Consider the following 16,661-nt stretch of genomic DNA (forward strand, 5'->3'; position numbering starts at 1 on the left):
GAGCTCGAACCGCCGGCCCGCCCCCCAAAGCCGGTGCCGGCCGGCGGCATACCCAAACCCGACCAGCCCGCAGCCGAGTCGAACGCAGCGGCGCACCCAGACACGGCCGAGCCAGGCCCGGGACCGCGCCAGACGCAGCGGCGCACGCGCACACAACCCGAGCCAGCCAGCGGTCCACCCACCCACGGCCCGAGCCGCCCCGCACGAGGCCCGAGCCCACGACGGCCTACGACTGTTCACCGCGAGCAGCAACTGTCCAAGATCTGCGAGCAGCGGGAGCGAAGGGCACCGGCCGAGCGGTCGCGACCACGAAGGCATCGGCGATCGGTCGGCGCCTCGCCGGCTAGACGCGGAATCCGGCGGCGCGGGCCGCTTCCAGTTCCCGTCGACGGTCGGCACGGCGGCGCCGGAACCAGAACCAGAACCCGAGCAGCCCGACCAGGAACAGCAGGACGAGCACCGGCAGCAGGATCGCCGCCACCGACACCAGCGCGCTGGTCGCGTCCTCGGCGGTGCTCGCCACCGGTGCACCCACGCCGGCGGTGGTCGCGTTGATGATCGGTCGGGCGGCGGACTTGAGCAGGTGCACGCCGAACGCGATGAGCACGCCGGTCGCCACGGGTACCCACTCGTGGGATCCGAAGAAGCTGCCCGGGTCGCTCACCGTGACGGTTTCGGCTGTCGAGCCCGCGCCGAAGGCGAGCCCACCCGCGGTGGGGCGTACCACCGTCTGCACCACGTCGTTGACGTGGTCGAGCATCGGCACCTTGTCGGCGACCACCTCGACGGCGAGCAGCGCCGCCAGGATGACGAGGACCCAGCCGTCGCCCAGCCAGGCCCAGCCGCTGGGCAGGTCGATCAGGTCGGTGTACCGGGCGAGCACACCCATGGTGAGCAGCGGGATGTAGGCGTTCAGTCCGGCCGAGGCGGCGAGGCCGGTTCCGGTGAGGAGTTCGAACACGGTCACAGCATTCCATCGGCACGCCAGTGCCGCTTGACGGTGATCGTCGGCTCCTCCGCTACCCTCGTCGGGTGCGGTTGGTCATTGCGAAGTGCTCGGTGGACTACGTCGGACGGCTCTCGGCGCACCTGCCGCCGGCCACCCGACTGCTCATGGTCAAGGCGGACGGGTCGGTTTCCATCCACGCCGACGACCGTGCGTACAAGCCGCTGAACTGGATGAGCCCGCCGTGCCGGCTGGAGGAGGCTCCGGGCGTGTGGCGGGTGGTCAACAAGGCCGGCGAGGAGCTGCGGATCACCCTCGAGGAGATCTTCCAGGACACCTCGTACGAGCTGGGCGTGGACCCGGGCCTGCGCAAGGACGGCGTGGAAGCGCACCTGCAGGAGTTGCTCGCCGCCAACCCGGAGACCCTCGGCGAGGGTTTCACCCTGGTGCGGCGCGAGTACATGACCGCCATCGGACCGGTGGATCTGCTCTGCCGGGACGCCAACCAGGGCGCGGTAGCGGTCGAGGTGAAGCGGCGCGGGGAGATCGACGGCGTGGAGCAGTTGACCCGCTACCTGGAGTTGATGAACCGGGATCCGCTGCTCGCGCCGGTCGCCGGTGTCTTCGCCGCCCAGGAGATCAAGCCGCAGGCGCGGGTGCTCGCCACGGACCGGGGGATCCGCTGCGTGGTGGTCGACTACAACAAGCTGCGCGGCATCGAGCGCGACGAGCTGACGCTCTTCTGAGCGGGTACCGGGTCGACGCCGACGGCTCGGCCCGGGGCCTCGACCCGGAATGAACCACCGCTCCGGACGTCGAAGCGGGGGCCGCCGTCACGACCTGCCGTACATCACCTTGATGGCCTTGACGAGCCGGGCGACGTCGGCCGGGGTGCGTTCGAAGGTCATCGAGGGCAGCAGCGAGCGCGCTCGACGCCGGGTGATGGACTTGGCTCGGCCGAACTCGCGCAGCCCGTCCGCGCCGTGGATCCGGCCGAAGCCCGAGTCGCCCACCCCGCCGAAGGGCAGGGTGGACATTCCGGCGAAGGTCAGCGTCGAGTTGACCGAAGCCATTCCGGAGCGCAGCCGGCGGGCGATCGCCACCGCGCGGCGCCGGCCGAAGACCGAACCGCCCAAGCCGTACGTGAGGGCGTTTGCGCGGGTGACGGCCTCGTCTACGTCGCTGACCCGGTTGATGGTGAGCGTCGGCCCGAAGGTCTCCTCCTGGACGGCGGCGGAGTCCTCCGGCACGTCGACCAGCACCGTCGGCCGCACGTATGGCGGTTGCACCGCGTCCGCGCCACCCAGCACGGCGCGCCCCCCGCGGGCGAGCGCGTCGTCGATGTGCCGGCGTATCACGTCCAGTTGGGTGGGCATCGTGATCGGGCCGAGGTCCGAGCCGTCGGCGCCCACGGTCAGCCGGCCGGCCCGGTCGACCACCTTCGCCACGAAGGCGTCGAAGACCGGTTCGACGGCGTAGACGCGCTCGATGCCGATGCAGGTCTGCCCGGCGTTGGTCATCGCGCCCCAGACGCAGGCCTCGGCCGCCGCGTCCAGGTCGGCGTCGCTGTCGACGATCATGGCGTCCTTGCCGCCCGCCTCGATCAGCACCGGAGTCAACGACTCGGCGCAGGCGGCCATCACCTTCCGGGCGGTCGCGCTGGAGCCGGTGAAGGCGATCTTGCCCACCCCGGAGCGGCAGAGCGTCGCGCCCGCGTCGCCGAGCCCGTGCACCGCGGTGAGGACGGGCTGCTCCGGCACCACCTCGGCGAACGTGTCGACGAGCCACTGCCCGACCGCGGGCGTGTACTCGCTGGGTTTGAAGACGACCGCGTTGCCGGCCGCCAGCGCGTACGCCGTCGAGCCGATGGGGGTGAGGACCGGGTAGTTCCACGGGCCGATCACACCGACCACCCCGTACGGCTGGTATTCGAGGTGGCCGGAGAACTCGGCGAGGATCAGCCGGGACCGGACCCGGCGCGCGCCGAGCACCCGGCGTGCGTTGCGTGCGGCCCAGTCGATGTGCTCCACGGCGCTGACGACCTCGACGACGGCGTCGGCGACCGGCTTGCCGCCTTCGAGGTGCATCAGGTCGGTGAGCTGTTCGATCCGCTGGGCGAGCAGCGCCCGCCAGCGCAGCAGTCGCTTCCGGCGGCCGGCGAAGCCGAGCGCGGCCCACCACTGCCCGGCGGCGCGGGCGCGCGCGACCGCCGCCGTGACGTCGGTCGGGGTGGCGACCGGGAACCGTCCGGCCTCGACGCCGGTGGCCGGGCTGGTGGAGACCAGCAGGCCGTCTTCGATGACCGGGGCGCCGGGGACATGCACAGCCGTCATGGCGGGAGTCTAGACCCGAGCATTACTCGCCGGTAGGGGGCGGATCGACCGCCATGCCTGGGTCTTCGGCACACCCCGAACCCTCGTGACCAGGACCAGGCGCCCGCTCCGCCGCCCGAATCGGGGAACGGAAGGTGTACGGCTGGAGGCGCGGAGGTGTCCGCGTGGCCATGGAGGCAACTACCGTCTGGTGGCACGCTGATGCGGGGAGTCACGGCGTGGGGTGGAGGGGCTGACTGTCCATGGAGGAGCTTGCGGAACTGCTGCCGTTGTTGACGGTCGCCGGTGGTCCGATGCGCGGTGCGAGTTTCCGGTTACGCCCCGACGCCCAGCTGATCGGCCGAGCCCCGACGGCTCACGTCTGCGTGGCCGACCCGCATCTGAGCCGGCGGCACGCCGAGGTGTGGCTCGCGTCCGAGGGCGTCTGCCTGCGTGACCTCGACTCGACCAACGGCACCTGGCTGAACGACCACCGGATCACCGGCGTGGCGCGGCTCAGCGACGGGGACGTGATCCGGCTCGGGCGTACCGAACTCCGCTTCTTCGACCCGGGCGTGGCTCGCACCGACCCCGTCGGGATCCGCTTCGGCCCGCCCCGGCGTGACCACCGGCCGACGTTGCCCCTGCCGTTGCCGACGCCGCCGCTGCTGCGGTGACCCGGCGGCCGCGGTCGGCCGTCCGCCGTGGGACACAACGCGCCGCGGGCCGGTACCGACCCGGCGCGCGCGTCCGGCCGTCCGGCCGCGGGACAGGACCTGCGGCCGGCCGGTACCGACCCGGCGGCCGCATCCGGCGTGTCCGCCACGAGGCAGGACGCCCGCCGGCCGGTACCGGCCCGTAGCGGCAGACGGACCGGGCGTTTCGCGCCGACGGCGTCGGCAGGACGACAGGGCGGTGCCGAGGCGTAGTGCGAAAGAGTGCCGGAACGAGCGGCGGTACATCGCGGCGGTGACCTGGCTGGACCCGGCGACCGGACACACCTGCGGACCGGACCGGATGGGCGCCGACCACATGGACCGTCGACCGGCGGGGTGGCAGCATGCCGCGGATGGAGAGCGAGCAGCGGATCGTCACGGCGAACGGCATCACCCAGTCGGTACGGGTGGCCGGCCCGCCGGACGGGGGGCCTGTGCTGCTCGTACACGGCAACTGCTCATCCGCGGCGTTCTGGGAGCCCCTGATCCGGCGCCTGCCGGAGACGCTCCGGATCGTCGCCCCCGACCTGCGCGGCTACGGCGACACGCAGACCGCCCCGGTGGACGCCACCCGTGGTCTACGCGACTTCGCCGACGACGTCGCGGCCCTGCTCGACGACGCCGCGCTCTTCCCCGCCCCGGACGTCCGCCCGCTGGTGGTCGGGCACTCCCTCGGTGGGGGAGTGGCGATGAACCTGCTGATCGACCACCCCGACCGGGTGGCCGGGCTGCTGCTCGCCGCTCCCGTCTCCCCGTACGGCTTCGGTGGCACCCGTGACGTGATCGGCACCCCGACCACCCCCGACTTCGCGGGCACCGGCGCGGGCACCGCCAACCTCGACTTCGTGGCCCGCCTCGCCGCCCGGGACCGCGGCGACGACGCCCAGGCCAGCCCACGCAACGTGCTGCGGGCCACCTACGTGTCGGATCCGGCGTCGCTCGGCGCTGACGAGGAGTTGCTGCTGGACAGCCTCCTCTCCACCGCCACGGGCGACGACAACTACCCGGGCACCTCGGTCGCCTCGACGAACTGGCCGGGTGTCGCCCCGGGCGAGCGCGGCGTGCTGAACGCCCTCGCGCCGACGTACCTCCGGCTCGCCGACGACCTGGTCGCGGTCGCACCGAAGCCGCCGATCACCTGGATACGCGGCGACGCCGACGTGATCGTGTCGGACTCCTCGCTCTTCGACCTCGCGTACCTCGGCTCGCTCGGTGCCGTGCCCGGCTGGCCGGGCGAGGCGGAGTGCCCGCCGCAGCCGATGGTCGGACAGACCCGGGCGGTGCTGGACCGGTACGCGTCGGCCGGTGGCGCGTACCGCGAGGTGGTGCTCGCGGGCTGCGGGCACAGCCCGCACCTCGAACGGCCGGCGGAGTTCGTCGCCGAACTGCTGGCGTTGACCGGCGTCGGATCCCCGACGACGGGCGGGACGCGGGCGGGCGTCTGACGAGCCCTCGCAGGCCCCGTTGCGACCGGTGCCGCCGGTCCGACGGCGTACCCGGTGAGCCGGCCGTGGTGGTCGCCGCGGGCGAACCGGGCGCGCTGGGTGAAATATGCCACGGCTTGTCGACAACGGAGCGTCGCATGGCAGACTCGCGCGCATAACTTAGCGGCCGTTCAACCGGCCGTGCGGAGCGTACTTGGGGAGGCCGGTCGTGGCGCGCGAGTTCACCAGCGTGGGCGTTGTCGGGCTGGGCACCATGGGTGCCGGCATCGTGGAGGTCTTCGCCCGCAACGGCATCGACGTGGTGGCCGTCGAGATCTCCGCGGCGGCGCTGGAACGCGGTCAGGCCACCCTCACCCGCTCCACCGACCGGGCGGTCGCCAAGGGCAAGCTCGACCCCGCGGACCGGGACGCGCTGCTCGGCCGGGTCACGTTCGCCGTCGGCCTCGACGCGCTGCACACGGTCGACCTGGTCATCGAGGCGGTCCCCGAGCACCTCGACCTGAAGCAGCGGCTCTTCGCCGAGCTGGACCGGGTCTGCAGGCCCGACGCCATCCTGGCCACCAACACCTCGTCGTTGAGCGTCACCGAGATCTCCGTCGCCACCAGCCGGCCCAACCAGGTCATCGGCATCCACTTCTTCAACCCGGCACCGGTGATGAAGCTCGTCGAGGTGATCCGCACGGTCGTCACCTCGGCCGACGTCGTCGCCGACGTGGAGGCGCTCTGCGCCCGGCTCGGCAAGGTCGACGTCACCATCAACGACCGGGCCGGGTTCATCGCCAACGCGTTGCTCTTCGGTTACCTGAACCACGCCGTGGCCCTGTTCGAGTCGAACTACGCCAGCCGGGAGGACATCGACGCCGCGATGAAGCTCGGCTGCGGGCTGCCGATGGGCCCGCTCGCGCTGATGGACCTGATCGGTGTGGACACCGCGTACGAGATCCTGGACACCATGTACCGGCGTGGTGGGCGGGACCGCCGGCACGCGCCGGTGCCGCTGATCAAGCAGATGGTCACCGCCGGTCTGCTGGGGCGCAAGTCCGGCCGCGGCTTCTACACCTACGAGCGGCCGGGCTCGCCGGTGGTCGTACCGGACGAGGCGACGCCCGTGGCCGACCAGACCGCCCTCGCCGAGGGAGCCCGGGTGACCGCGAAGGTCGGCGTCGTCGGCTCCGGCACGATGGCCACCGGCATCATCGAGGTCTTCGCCAAGGCCGGCTACGAGGTCGTCTCGGTGACCCGGGGCGTGGAGAAGTCCGCCGCGGTCTGCGAGGCGGTGAAGACCTCGCTCAACAAGGGCGTCGTACGCGGCAAGCTCAGCGAGGAGGAGCGGGACGACGCGCTCGGCCGGATCACCTGGTCGGCCACGCTCGACCACCTCGCCGACGTCGACCTGGTGGTCGAGGCGGTCGTCGAGGAGTTGAGCGTGAAGAAGGCGCTCTTCGCCAGCCTCGACGAGATCTGCAAGCCGGGCGTCGTACTCGCCACCACCACCTCCTCGCTGCCGGTGATCGAGATGGCGATGGCCACCCAGCGGCCGGCGGACGTGGTCGGGCTGCACTTCTTCAACCCGGCCCCGATCATGCAGCTGGTCGAGGTGGTACGCACCATCCGCACCTCGCCGGAGACCGTGGCCATCGCCCGCGCGGTCTGCGCCGCGCTCGGCAAGACCTCCGTCGTCTGTGGCGACCGTTCCGGGTTCGTCGTCAACGCGCTGCTCTTCCCGTACCTCAACGACGCGGTGAAGATGCTGGAGGCGAGCTACTCGACCGCGGACGACATCGACCACGCCATGAAGCTCGGCTGCGGCTACCCGATGGGCCCGTTCGAGCTGCTCGACGTGGTCGGGCTGGACGTCGCGCTCGCCATCCAGCGGGAGCTCTACCTGGAACTGCGGGAGCCGGGCTTCGCTCCCGCGCCGCTGCTGGAGCACCTGGTCACGGCGGGCTACCTCGGCCGGAAGACCGGCCGGGGATTCCGCGACCACACCCACCGCTGAACTGGGGAGCCCGCGAGCCGGCCGTACGCTTGATGACGTGAGTCCCCGTCGTAACCGTCCCCGCCGGGACGAGACCCAGGACCTGGACGTCGAGCGGGCGCGTCAGGGCGTCGGTTCGGTGCAGCAGTGGCGCGACGGCGAGTGGCAGGTACGCGGGATCAGCGGGGGCTCCTCGGTCAAGACGTACCGCTGTCCGGGGTGTGATCAGGAGATCCGACCCGGGGTGCCGCACGTGGTCGCCTGGCCGGCGGACGGCCGCGGTGACCTGAGCGACCGCCGTCACTGGCACCGCGGTTGCTGGAGCGCGCGGGACCGGCGCGGCCCGGTGATCCAGCGCGGCCGCAGCGCCCCCCGCTACGGCTGAGCGATCTGCGTCACGCTGTTTCCTCCCCGGGCGGGCGACTCCGGCGCCTTCGCGCCAGACTTGACCGGTGAGCACACCGATCCGCGCGTCGTCAGTCCTCCCCGCACAGCGGGAGGACATCGAGCTGCACACCGCCGACGGGCTGCGCCTGGTCGGCGAGTTGGCTCGTCCGCTGGACCGGGAGCCGGTGGCGACCCTGGTCTGCCTGCACCCGCTGCCGACGCACGGCGGGATGATGGACAGCCACGTCTACCGCAAGGCCGCCTGGCGGCTGCCCGCCCTGGCCGACGTGGCGGTGCTGCGGTTCAACACCAGGGGCACCAGCAGCCTCCGTGGCACCAGCGAGGGAGCTTTCGACAACGCGGTCGGCGAGCGCTACGACGTGGCCGCCGCGATCGAGTACGCCGAGTTCAACGAGCTGCCCGACATCTGGCTGCTGGGTTGGTCGTTCGGGACCGACCTGATCCTGAAGTACGGGTGCGATCCGGCCATCGCCGGTGCGATCCTGCTCTCCCCGCCGCTGCGCTACTCCAAGCCGGAGGACCTGGCCCAGTGGGCGCAGTCCGGTCTGCCGGTGACGGCGCTGGTGCCCGAGTTCGACGACTACCTGCGCCCGGAGGAGGCGCGGAAGCGGTTCGCGGCGGTGCCGCAGGCCGAGGTGGTCGGGGTGCCGGGGGCGAAGCATCTCTGGGTCGGTGACGCGGAGCGGGTGCTCGACGAGGTGGTCCACCGGGTCAACCCGGCCGTGACCGTGCCGCTGCCCACCACCTGGGATGGCCCGATGGAGACCGGCGACGTCAGCTCGTACGCCGACCGGACGGTGGCCTCGTTCGCCGACCGGCCGGTGCCGGGCCCGCCGCAGGCCCACGCGGGCTGAGCGGGCGAGTCGGGGGCACGCCCGCGTCCGGCCGCTGCGGGTGGCGCGCAGCGGGCGTCAGCGGGACTGCTGCCGGGGCAGCACCACCTCGCGCAGGATGATCTGGATGGCGGCCACCGTCGGGATGGCGATCACCGCGCCCACCACGCCGATCAGGCCGACCCCGAGCAGCGCCGCGAGCAGGGCGGCCACCTCGTTGACGTGCACGGAGCGGCGCATCACCTTCGGGTAGATGAGGTAGTTCTCCACCTGCTGGTAGACGAGGAAGAAGATCACGCAGGCGATGCCCGCGGAGAGATCGGTGGCGAAGCCGACCAGGGTCACGATCACCGCGCCGAGGGTCGCCCCGATCTGCGGGATCAGGTCGGTCACCGCGACCACGACGGCCAGCGCCATCGGGTACGCCAGCCCGACGATCAGCGCGAAGACGAACGTGCTCAGCCCGGCGAGCACCGCGATGCACAGCGCGCCGACCATGTAGGCGCCGACCCGGGTGAGGATCTCGTCGCCGATGAGCTGCACCCGCTCCCGGCGGGACGCGGGCACCAGCGAGTAGCCGAGGGCCCGCAGGCGGTTGAAGTAGGCCAGGAAGTAGATGGTCAGCACCAGCACGGTCAGGGCGCGGAAGATGGTGCCGAAGATCAGTTGGGCGCCGCCGAGCACGCCGCCCAGAGCGCGGCCGACGGTATCCGCGTTCAACCCGCTCTGCACCTTCTGCACCAGGTCGTACCGCTCGACCAGATCGTTGACGGTCTCGCTGCGGCGCAACTGCTCGATGTAGTTCGGTAGCTGCTCGATGAACTGCCCGGACTGGGTGATGATCGGCGGCACGAGCGCGAACACCCCGCCGCAGAGCAGCAGCAGCACCGCGAACGCGACCAGCGCGACGGAGAGTCCGTGCGGCAGGCCCCAGCGCCGCAGCCGGGCCACCGCCGGGTGCAGACCGATCGCGAGGAAGAGCGAGATCACCACCAGGACCAGGATGCCGAGGGCGTTGCGTAGGCCGAGATAGAGGGCGTACGCGGCCAGCGCGCCGAGCCCTCCGGTGAAGCCGACCAGGAAGCTGCTGCGTCGCAGCGGACGGCCGCGCGGGCCGAAACGCCCCGAACCGGTGGCCGGTGCCGCGTCCGTCGGGTCGTCCGGCCCCTCGCCCACCGCCATGGCGTCGGGGCGCGGCGGCTTCGCGCCCTGGGGTGCCGGGGTGCGCCGCCCCCGGCCACGTTCCGGGGCCGGTTGCTCCGCCTCGGCCCGTTCCGGGTCCGGCCCGTCGGCCCTCGGCCCGTCCTGCGTCACCAGTCCTCCGGTCAGGCTCGGCGACCGCGTCGCCTCGTCCGCGCGACCGGCGCACTCCTGGCACCGGCTCTGCCCGGGAGACTACTGGGCCTTCGCGTCCCCGATCACCCGGTCGTCCCGTCATGTTGCACGCAACTCTGGGTCTACCGGCTCGGCAGGGCACGGTCTGCATCGACGTGTGTGCGAGCGTTATGACTCAGCGGTATGAATATGCCCCAGAGGTATCACGCTGGTGCCGGCGGGTGAACTCCGTCCATCGGTACCGGACGCGCGGCGACGGCGCAGGGCGGTCCTGGTGGTCATGGGTCGTCCGGCCAGGTCACCCGGACACCCGAGGGGAGACCGGGTGCGAGCGGAAATCTCGGGTCACTCCTTCTCGACCGAGACCGTGCTGGGTTTGGCCGCCCGTTCGTCGGTGGTCGGCTTGCTGGGACGCTTGCCGTTCTCACCGGTGCTGGTGATCTTCGTGGGGGTGGCGCCCCGGCCACCCTCGCCGGGTACCGCGGCGACCGTCGGCTCGCCGTCCACGGCCGCGCCGGCCGCCCCGTCGTCGACCGTCGTGACCGGCTCCGCCACCGGGCGAGCCTTCGGCTGACCGGCGACCTGAGGTTCAGCCTCGTCGGTGGCCGGCTCCGGCTTGGTTCCGGTCGCGGCGCCCGCTCCGGCGGCGTTGTCGGCGCCGGCCCCGCCCTGCGCGCCGCTCGCTCCCTTGCCGGGGGCTGCGCCCGCGGTGGCGGGCTGTGCCGTGGCATCGGCGGGCTGTGCGGTGGCGGTGACCGGCTGCGCCTTGCTGTCCGGCTGGGCCTTGCCGGTCACCGGATCGCTCTTGGCGCCGCCCGTGCGGGCCGTACCCGCCGGCTTCGCCGTCGGGTCGTTGCCCGCGCCCCGTCCGGCGTCGACCGGCCGGGCCGCCACGGCCGGCCCCGCGGCCGGCTTGTTTCCGGCCGCACCCGCGGGCGCAGGCGAGGTCGGGCCGTCGGAACCAGCCGGCGCCGCGGGGGCCTTTGCGCGCAGCTCGGCCAGCTGTCGCTGGAGCTCGTCGGACTCCTGCCGGGAGTTCCAGGTCTCCTGGCGCAGGTCCGCGAGCTGTTGCTGGGCCTGCGCGATCTCCAGCATCACCTGTGCGAGCTGCTGCCGGCCGGACGCCACCTCCTGCTGCGTCGCCGCGAGGTGCTGCTGGGTGGTGGCCAGGGCCTGCTGCGTCGTCGCCGCGTACTCCTCGAACTGCCGCCGGGACGTCGCGACGTGCTCGTCGGCCTTGCGGCGCTTGTCGTTCGCGTCGGCCTCGGCTCGGCGCAGCAGCTCGGCGGCCTGCTCCTCCGCCTGCCGGCGCAGGGTGGTGGCGTCGCGTTCGGCGGCCTGCCGGACGCGGTCGGCGCCCTGCTCGATCTCGTTCTTACGGGCCGTGTATTCGGCCTCCAGCTGGTCGCGCCGGGCGGTGAACTCGGTCTCGAGTTCCTGCTGGCGGCGGGTCGAGGTCGTCTCCAGCTCCTGCTGACGGCGGGTGAAGGTGGTCTCCAGCTCCTGCTGGCGGGACTTGTGCTGCTTTTCCAGCTCGTCGCGGCGCTTGGCGAACTCCTGCTCGGCGGCGGCCCGGCGCTGGGCCAGCTCGCGATCCGCGGTCTCCCGGCGGGAGCTGACCTCCTTCTCCACGCCGGCCCGCCAGGCGCCCAGCTCCTGCTGGGTCTGCGCCCGGGACTGCTGTACGTACACCTCGGTCTCGCTGCGCATCCGCTGCACGTACGCCTCGGTCTCGGCGCGGCCGCGCTTGGCCGCCTCGGACGCCTGCGTGGTTATCCGCTCGGCCTCCTGCTGGGCCTTGGCCCGGGTGGCCCGGCCCGCCATGGCGGCGTCGTCGATGATCTGCTTGGCCTCCCGCTGCGCCTTGGCATGGGTGGCCCGTCCGGCCTCGGTCGCCTGGTCGACGAGGCGCTTCGCCTCCTGCTGCGTCTTGGCGTGCACCTCCTTGGCGGCGTCCCGCAGCTGGCTCGCCTCCTGCTGCGCCTTCTCCAGCGTCGTCCGAGCGGTCTCGCGCAGCTTGGTGGACTCCTGCTGGGCCCGGGTGTGAATCTCCTTGGCGGCCTCCCGCAGCTGGGTCGCCTCCTGCTGCGCCCTGGCCAGCTCGTCCTGCGCGTTGCGGCGCAGCTTCGCGGATTCCTCCTTGGCGGTCCGCAGCGCGGTCTCCGACTCGGCCTTGCGGGCGTTGGCCTGCCGCTCCTCCTCCGCACGCCGTGCGGCGAGTGCGATCTCGAAGTCCTTCAGCGCCTTCTCGGCCTGCGCCCGGGCGTCTTCGATGATGTGCTCGGCGGCGGCCCGGCGGGAGTCGATCTCATCGTTGGCGACCCGGAGGATCTCCTCCGCCTGCTCCTCGGCGAGGGTGAGGATGTGCTCGACACGGGGGCCGAGGTGCCGGAACGAGGCCCGGTCCACCACACCCACCTGTTTGCGCACCTGCGCGAGGTCCCGCTGGAGCACCTCGACCTGACCGGCGAGCTTGTGGATCTGGGTGTACGCCTGTTCGCGCTCGGCCGCGAGAGCTGTGATCTCGTGCTCCGCCCGCGCGACGTATCGGTCGACCTGCTTCTTCTCATACCCCCGCAGAGCGGTCTCGAAGCTGGGCTCCGTGGCCACGTCCCCGCCGAGTGCGAACAGTTCCTCGCCGTGCGACATGCCCTCATCCTCACACGCAACGGGCCCTGCTGGGGCGATACGGACGCCCTGTCGGCCCTACTTCACTCGTGTCGTACCGGTAGGTGACAGCGGGTGGTGGAAAGCATGCGGCGCGGGCGCACCGGTGATCCGGTGCCTCCCGCGCCGCGTCATGCCCCGAGCTTGCGGTGCGTCAGCCGGCCGACTCCGCGGTCACCTTGTCGCCGTCGGCCTTGCCGGCCTCCGGCGTGGCGGCTGCCGCAGCGGCCTGCCCGTTCGGCACACCCGGCACGATGCCGGCGAGGCCGGAGAGCATCTGACCCAGCTGCGACGTGACCGCGTCCTTCTGGCGGGTGAGGTCCTCGACCTCCCGGCGAGCCGCCTGCGTGGTCAGCTCGGCCTCCGTCCGCGCCTCGCTGAGCAGGCGCTGCGACTCCGCCTTCGCCTCGTTCAGGGTCTTGTCGGCCAGCGCCTTGGCCTTGTCGACCGTCTCGTTGGCCGTGCGCTCCGACTCGACGCGGCGGGCCTCTGCCCGCTGCTCGATCTCCTTCGCCCGCTCCTGGGCGGCCCGGGCGCGCTGCTCGGCCTCGCTGACCATCTTCTGGGTCTGCGCGACCTGGGTGGCGTGCCGCTCGGACTCCTCGCGCTCGGCCTTCTCCCGGCGCTCGGCGAGCTGGAGTTCCAGGGCCTGGAGGTCCTTGTCGCGCTTGTCGCGCGCGTCGGTGAGCAGCTTCGTCGCCTCGGCGCGCTTCTCCTCGGCCTCCCGGGCGGCCTTGGCCCGCTGCTGGGTGATCTCCCGCTCGGCGGTGGCCCGGAGGGTTGCCACCTCCCGCTCGACGGTGGACTTCAGCTCGGCCACCTCGTGCGCGGTCACCGTGCGCAGCTGCTTGGTCTCGCGGTCTGCGTCGGCGCGCAGCGTGTCGGCCTCGCGGCGGGCCTGGACGCGGACCTCGGCGGCCTCCCGCTCGGCGGCGGTGCGCAGGTTGCCGGCCTCGCGCTCGGCGGTGGCCTTCATCGCGGCCGCCTCGGCGCGGGCCTTGTCGGTGATCTCACGCGCCTCGAGGCGGGCGGCGGAGAGGATTCCCTCCGACTCGCGCTTGGCCTCGTTGCGGTGGTCGTTGGCCTGCTCCTCCGCCAGCCGGAGGATCTGCTCGACCCGGGTGCCCAGGCCGGAGAGCGTCGGCCGGCTGTTCTCCTCGAGCTGCTTGTTGGTGTCCGCGACCTTCTGCTCCAGCGCGGCCACGCGCTGGTCGGCCTGGCGGAGCCGGCGCTGGGCGTCGTTCATCCGCTGCTCGGCCTCGGCGCGGGCCTGCTCGGACTGGGTGAGCGCGGCGGTCATCCGCCCGATGAAGTCGTCAACCTGGTGGGTGTTGTATCCGCGCAGGCCAACGGTGAAATCTGGCTGCGAGTTCGCGTTATCGAAGAACGCGAGAGGGGAGGATTGCTGCTGGGGCATTGGGACATACTGGCAGACGCCCCAGGGTGCTCCGCAAGAGCGGTACGAACCTTTCGAGTCCTCTTTACATGGTCAACTTCCGGGCGTCACGGGAGCGGGCCGGACGCCGATCTTGGCAGGTCCGGGGTGGGTCGGACGGTGCCGCACCGGTACGTGGAAAAGCGCTCACGACGGTGCCGGCCGGGCCCTTTGTGCGTACCCCGCGTGAGTGCGCGAATGGGGCACCGACGACCCACGGGAAAGGCGGTGGCGCCCGCAATGGTCGAGAAGTCGGCCCCTCGGCACGTGGCCCGTGCGGACGGCCGCACCCGTCCCGCCCTCAGCGGTGGCCGGAGCGGGTGGGGGAGCGCCGGGGAGCGTTGCGGTCAGTGACCGCGGAACCGGTTGATCGCCGGCTCGTGGCGGGCGCGCAGCTGTGGGTCGCGGACACCGAGGCCGTCGCGCGGCGCGAGGCAGCGGACGCCGACCTTGCCCTGGTGGGCGTTGCGGTGCACCTCGTATGCGGCCTGGCCGGTCTGCTCCAGCGGGTAGGTACGCGACACCGTCGGGTGCACCTTGCCGAGCGCGACCAGACGGTTGGCCTGCCACGCCTCGTGGTAGTTGGCGAAGTGGCTGCCGACGATGCGCTTGAGGTGCATCCACAGGTAGCGGTTGTCGTACTGGTGCTGGAAGCCGCTCGTGGACGCGCAGGTGACGATCGTCCCGCCGCGCCGGGCCACGAAGACGCTCGCGCCGAACGTCTCCCGTCCCGGGTGCTCGAAGACGATGTCCGGGTCCTCGCCGCCGGTCAGCTCACGGATCCGTTCGCCGAAGCGCCGCCACTCGTCCGGATCCTGGGTCTGCTCGTCCTGCCAGAAGCGGAAGCCCTCCGCGGCCCGGTCGATGACCAGCTCCGCGCCCATGCTGCGGCACAGCTCGGCCTTCTCGGGCGAGGAGACGACGCAGACCGGGATCGCGCCGCCGTTGAGCGCCAGCTGGGTGGCGTACCCGCCGAGACCGCCGGACGCGCCCCAGATCAGCACCACGTCGCCCTGCTTCATGTCGGCGCCGTGGTGCGAGACGAGCTGCCGGTACGCGGTCGAGTTGACCAGCCCGGGGCTGGCCGCCTCCTCCCAGCTGAGGTGCCGCGGCTTCGGCATCAGCTGGTTCGCCTTGACCACGGCCAGTTCGGCGAGGCCGCCGAAGTTGGTCTCGAAGCCCCAGATCCGCTGCTGCGGGTCGAGCATGGTGTCGTCGTGGCCGGCCGAGTCCTCCAGCTCCACGGACAGGCAGTGTGCGACCACCTCGTCGCCGGGGCGCCACCGGGTCACCCCGGGACCGGCGCGCAGCACCACGCCGGCCGCGTCCGAACCGACCACGTGGTACGGCAGGTCGTGTCGGCGGGTCAGTTCGGAGACCCGGCCGTAGCGCCGGAGGAAGGTGAAGGTGGGCAGCGGTTCGAAGATGCTCGTCCAGACCGTGTTGTAGTTGATGGCGCTGGCCATCACCGCCACCAGCGCCTCGCCCGGGCCGAGTTCGGGCGTCGGCACCTCCTGGACGTGCAGCGCCTTGCGCGGGTCCTTGTCGCGGCTCGCCATCCCGTCGAAGATCCGGGTCTCGGCTGCCCGCACCACGACGCCCCGGTAACTCTCCGGCACCGGCAGGCCGGCGATTCCGGCGAGTTCCCGCTCCGGCTGGTCGGAGCCCTCAGCGGCCATGATCGCTTCGAGGATGTCCTGCACGGTGACCTCCCGTTCGCCCGCACCCGCACGCGCGGGACCGGGTGCTGCCGTCGTCGGCGCCGGTGCGACCGGCCGCCATGTCGACGTCCGACACATCGTCGACCGGTCGCGCTCCTGTTGGGGGCGGACGCTACTGAACGGTAGCTAGGCCGGGAAGTCCCATGTGAACAATTGCATCCACCGATGCGTGAAGGTGTCCGCGAGGGCCTCGCACCACGCACCGGCGCACGCCCGGACCTCGTGCCGGTGGCTCCGCGGCGGCCCGCCACCGGCCGGTTGAGCATGAGGTTCGCGGCGCGAAACGCGACCGTCCCGCGCCGCGAACCTGATGCTCGACGCGTGTCCCGGTGCGTTCCTCAGGGCGCGGCGGCGGGCTCGACCAGTTCCACCAGGACGCCGCCGGCGTCCTTCGGGTGGACGAAGTTGATGCGCGAGTTCGCGGTGCCGCGTCGCGGTTCGTCGTAGAGCAGGCGCATGCCCCGCTCGCGCAGCGCGGCGCAGGCCGCGTCGACGTCCGCGACGGTGTACGCCACCTGCTGCACCCCGGGACCGTTGCGGTCGAGGAACTTCGCGATGGTGGACTCCGGCGTGAGCGGGGCGAGCAGTTGCACGCAGCCCCCCTCGACGTCCGCCCCGACGGCCAGCATCGCCTCTCGTACGCCCTGTTCGGTGTTGGTCTCGGTGTGCACGCAACGCATCCCGAACGTCCGCTGGTAGAAGTCGATCGCGGCGTCCAGGTCGGCGACGGCGATGCCGACGTGATCGATCCGCCGCAGCCCGATGCCTGTGACGTAGTCCGCAGCGGGCTCGACGGGGGAGTTCTCTGCCATGACGCTAGTCTGGCCGAACAATCGTTAAGGCGTACAGGTCGGCACCCCCCTCG

13 protein-coding genes are annotated in these 16,661 nt (G+C 72.2%); 6 read left to right on the plus strand and 7 right to left on the minus strand.

The window, feature by feature from the left end:
* Window positions 1-343: 343 nt before the first annotated feature.
* Window positions 344-961, minus strand: coding sequence for a DUF4126 domain-containing protein (locus tag ABZS42_RS28275; RefSeq protein ID WP_355150354.1), 618 nt, complete (start codon window positions 959-961; stop codon window positions 344-346).
* A 71-nt stretch (window positions 962-1,032) separates the two neighbouring features.
* Here ABZS42_RS28275 and nucS point away from each other — a divergent pair, with 71 nt between their 5' ends.
* Window positions 1,033-1,692: an endonuclease NucS gene (gene nucS, locus ABZS42_RS28280; protein ID WP_355150356.1), complete on the plus strand. Its 660-nt coding sequence runs from the start codon at window positions 1,033-1,035 to the stop codon at window positions 1,690-1,692.
* Between the two features lie 87 nt (window positions 1,693-1,779).
* Here the strand turns inward: nucS and ABZS42_RS28285 are convergent, their stop codons facing one another.
* Window positions 1,780-3,279 carry an aldehyde dehydrogenase family protein gene (locus tag ABZS42_RS28285; protein WP_355150358.1) on the minus strand — a complete coding sequence of 500 codons (1,500 nt, stop codon included), beginning with the start codon at window positions 3,277-3,279 and terminating at the stop codon, window positions 1,780-1,782.
* Window positions 3,280-3,521: 242 nt separating this feature from the next.
* On the opposite strand from ABZS42_RS28285, the gene ABZS42_RS28290 reads away from it, so the two are divergent.
* The 5 genes from ABZS42_RS28290 (at window position 3,522) to ABZS42_RS28310 (ending at window position 8,659) form a co-directional block, all read left to right on the plus strand.
* The gene (locus tag ABZS42_RS28290; RefSeq protein WP_355150360.1) at window positions 3,522-3,935 is read left to right on the plus strand and encodes an FHA domain-containing protein; all 414 of its coding nucleotides are present in this window, start codon (window positions 3,522-3,524) and stop codon (window positions 3,933-3,935) included.
* Window positions 3,936-4,318: 383 nt separating this feature from the next.
* Window positions 4,319-5,419: an alpha/beta hydrolase gene (locus ABZS42_RS28295; protein WP_355150362.1), complete on the plus strand. Its 1,101-nt coding sequence runs from the start codon at window positions 4,319-4,321 to the stop codon at window positions 5,417-5,419.
* 208 nt (window positions 5,420-5,627) lie between these two features.
* A complete protein-coding gene (locus tag ABZS42_RS28300; protein ID WP_355150364.1) occupies window positions 5,628-7,418 on the plus strand; it encodes a 3-hydroxybutyryl-CoA dehydrogenase in 1,791 nt (596 codons plus the stop codon).
* 82 nt (window positions 7,419-7,500) lie between these two features.
* A complete protein-coding gene (locus tag ABZS42_RS28305) occupies window positions 7,501-7,782 on the plus strand; it encodes a hypothetical protein (RefSeq protein WP_355150405.1) in 282 nt (93 codons plus the stop codon).
* Window positions 7,783-7,849: 67 nt separating this feature from the next.
* The gene (locus ABZS42_RS28310; protein WP_355150366.1) at window positions 7,850-8,659 is read left to right on the plus strand and encodes an alpha/beta hydrolase; all 810 of its coding nucleotides are present in this window, start codon (window positions 7,850-7,852) and stop codon (window positions 8,657-8,659) included.
* A 57-nt stretch (window positions 8,660-8,716) separates the two neighbouring features.
* On the opposite strand, the gene ABZS42_RS28315 is transcribed toward ABZS42_RS28310, so the two are convergent.
* From ABZS42_RS28315 to mce, 5 genes are all read right to left on the minus strand, one after another.
* On the minus strand, window positions 8,717-9,820 hold the full coding sequence (locus ABZS42_RS28315; protein ID WP_355150407.1) for an AI-2E family transporter: 1,104 nt from the start codon (window positions 9,818-9,820) through the stop codon (window positions 8,717-8,719).
* A gap of 498 nt (window positions 9,821-10,318) precedes the next feature.
* Window positions 10,319-12,622 carry a hypothetical protein gene (locus tag ABZS42_RS28320; protein ID WP_355150368.1) on the minus strand — a complete coding sequence of 768 codons (2,304 nt, stop codon included), beginning with the start codon at window positions 12,620-12,622 and terminating at the stop codon, window positions 10,319-10,321.
* 172 nt (window positions 12,623-12,794) lie between these two features.
* A complete protein-coding gene (locus ABZS42_RS28325; RefSeq protein ID WP_355150370.1) occupies window positions 12,795-14,057 on the minus strand; it encodes a cell division protein DivIVA in 1,263 nt (420 codons plus the stop codon).
* 365 nt (window positions 14,058-14,422) lie between these two features.
* The gene (ccrA, locus tag ABZS42_RS28330) at window positions 14,423-15,778 is read right to left on the minus strand and encodes a crotonyl-CoA carboxylase/reductase (RefSeq protein WP_355150372.1); all 1,356 of its coding nucleotides are present in this window, start codon (window positions 15,776-15,778) and stop codon (window positions 14,423-14,425) included.
* A 356-nt stretch (window positions 15,779-16,134) separates the two neighbouring features.
* Complete coding sequence (gene mce, locus ABZS42_RS28335) at window positions 16,135-16,608, minus strand: methylmalonyl-CoA epimerase (RefSeq protein ID WP_355150374.1); 474 nt, start codon at window positions 16,606-16,608, stop codon at window positions 16,135-16,137.
* Window positions 16,609-16,661 lie beyond the last annotated feature (53 nt).

The sequence above is a fragment of the Micromonospora sp. NPDC005367 genome (assembly GCF_040606825.1).
GTDB lineage: Bacteria > Actinomycetota > Actinomycetes > Mycobacteriales > Micromonosporaceae > Micromonospora.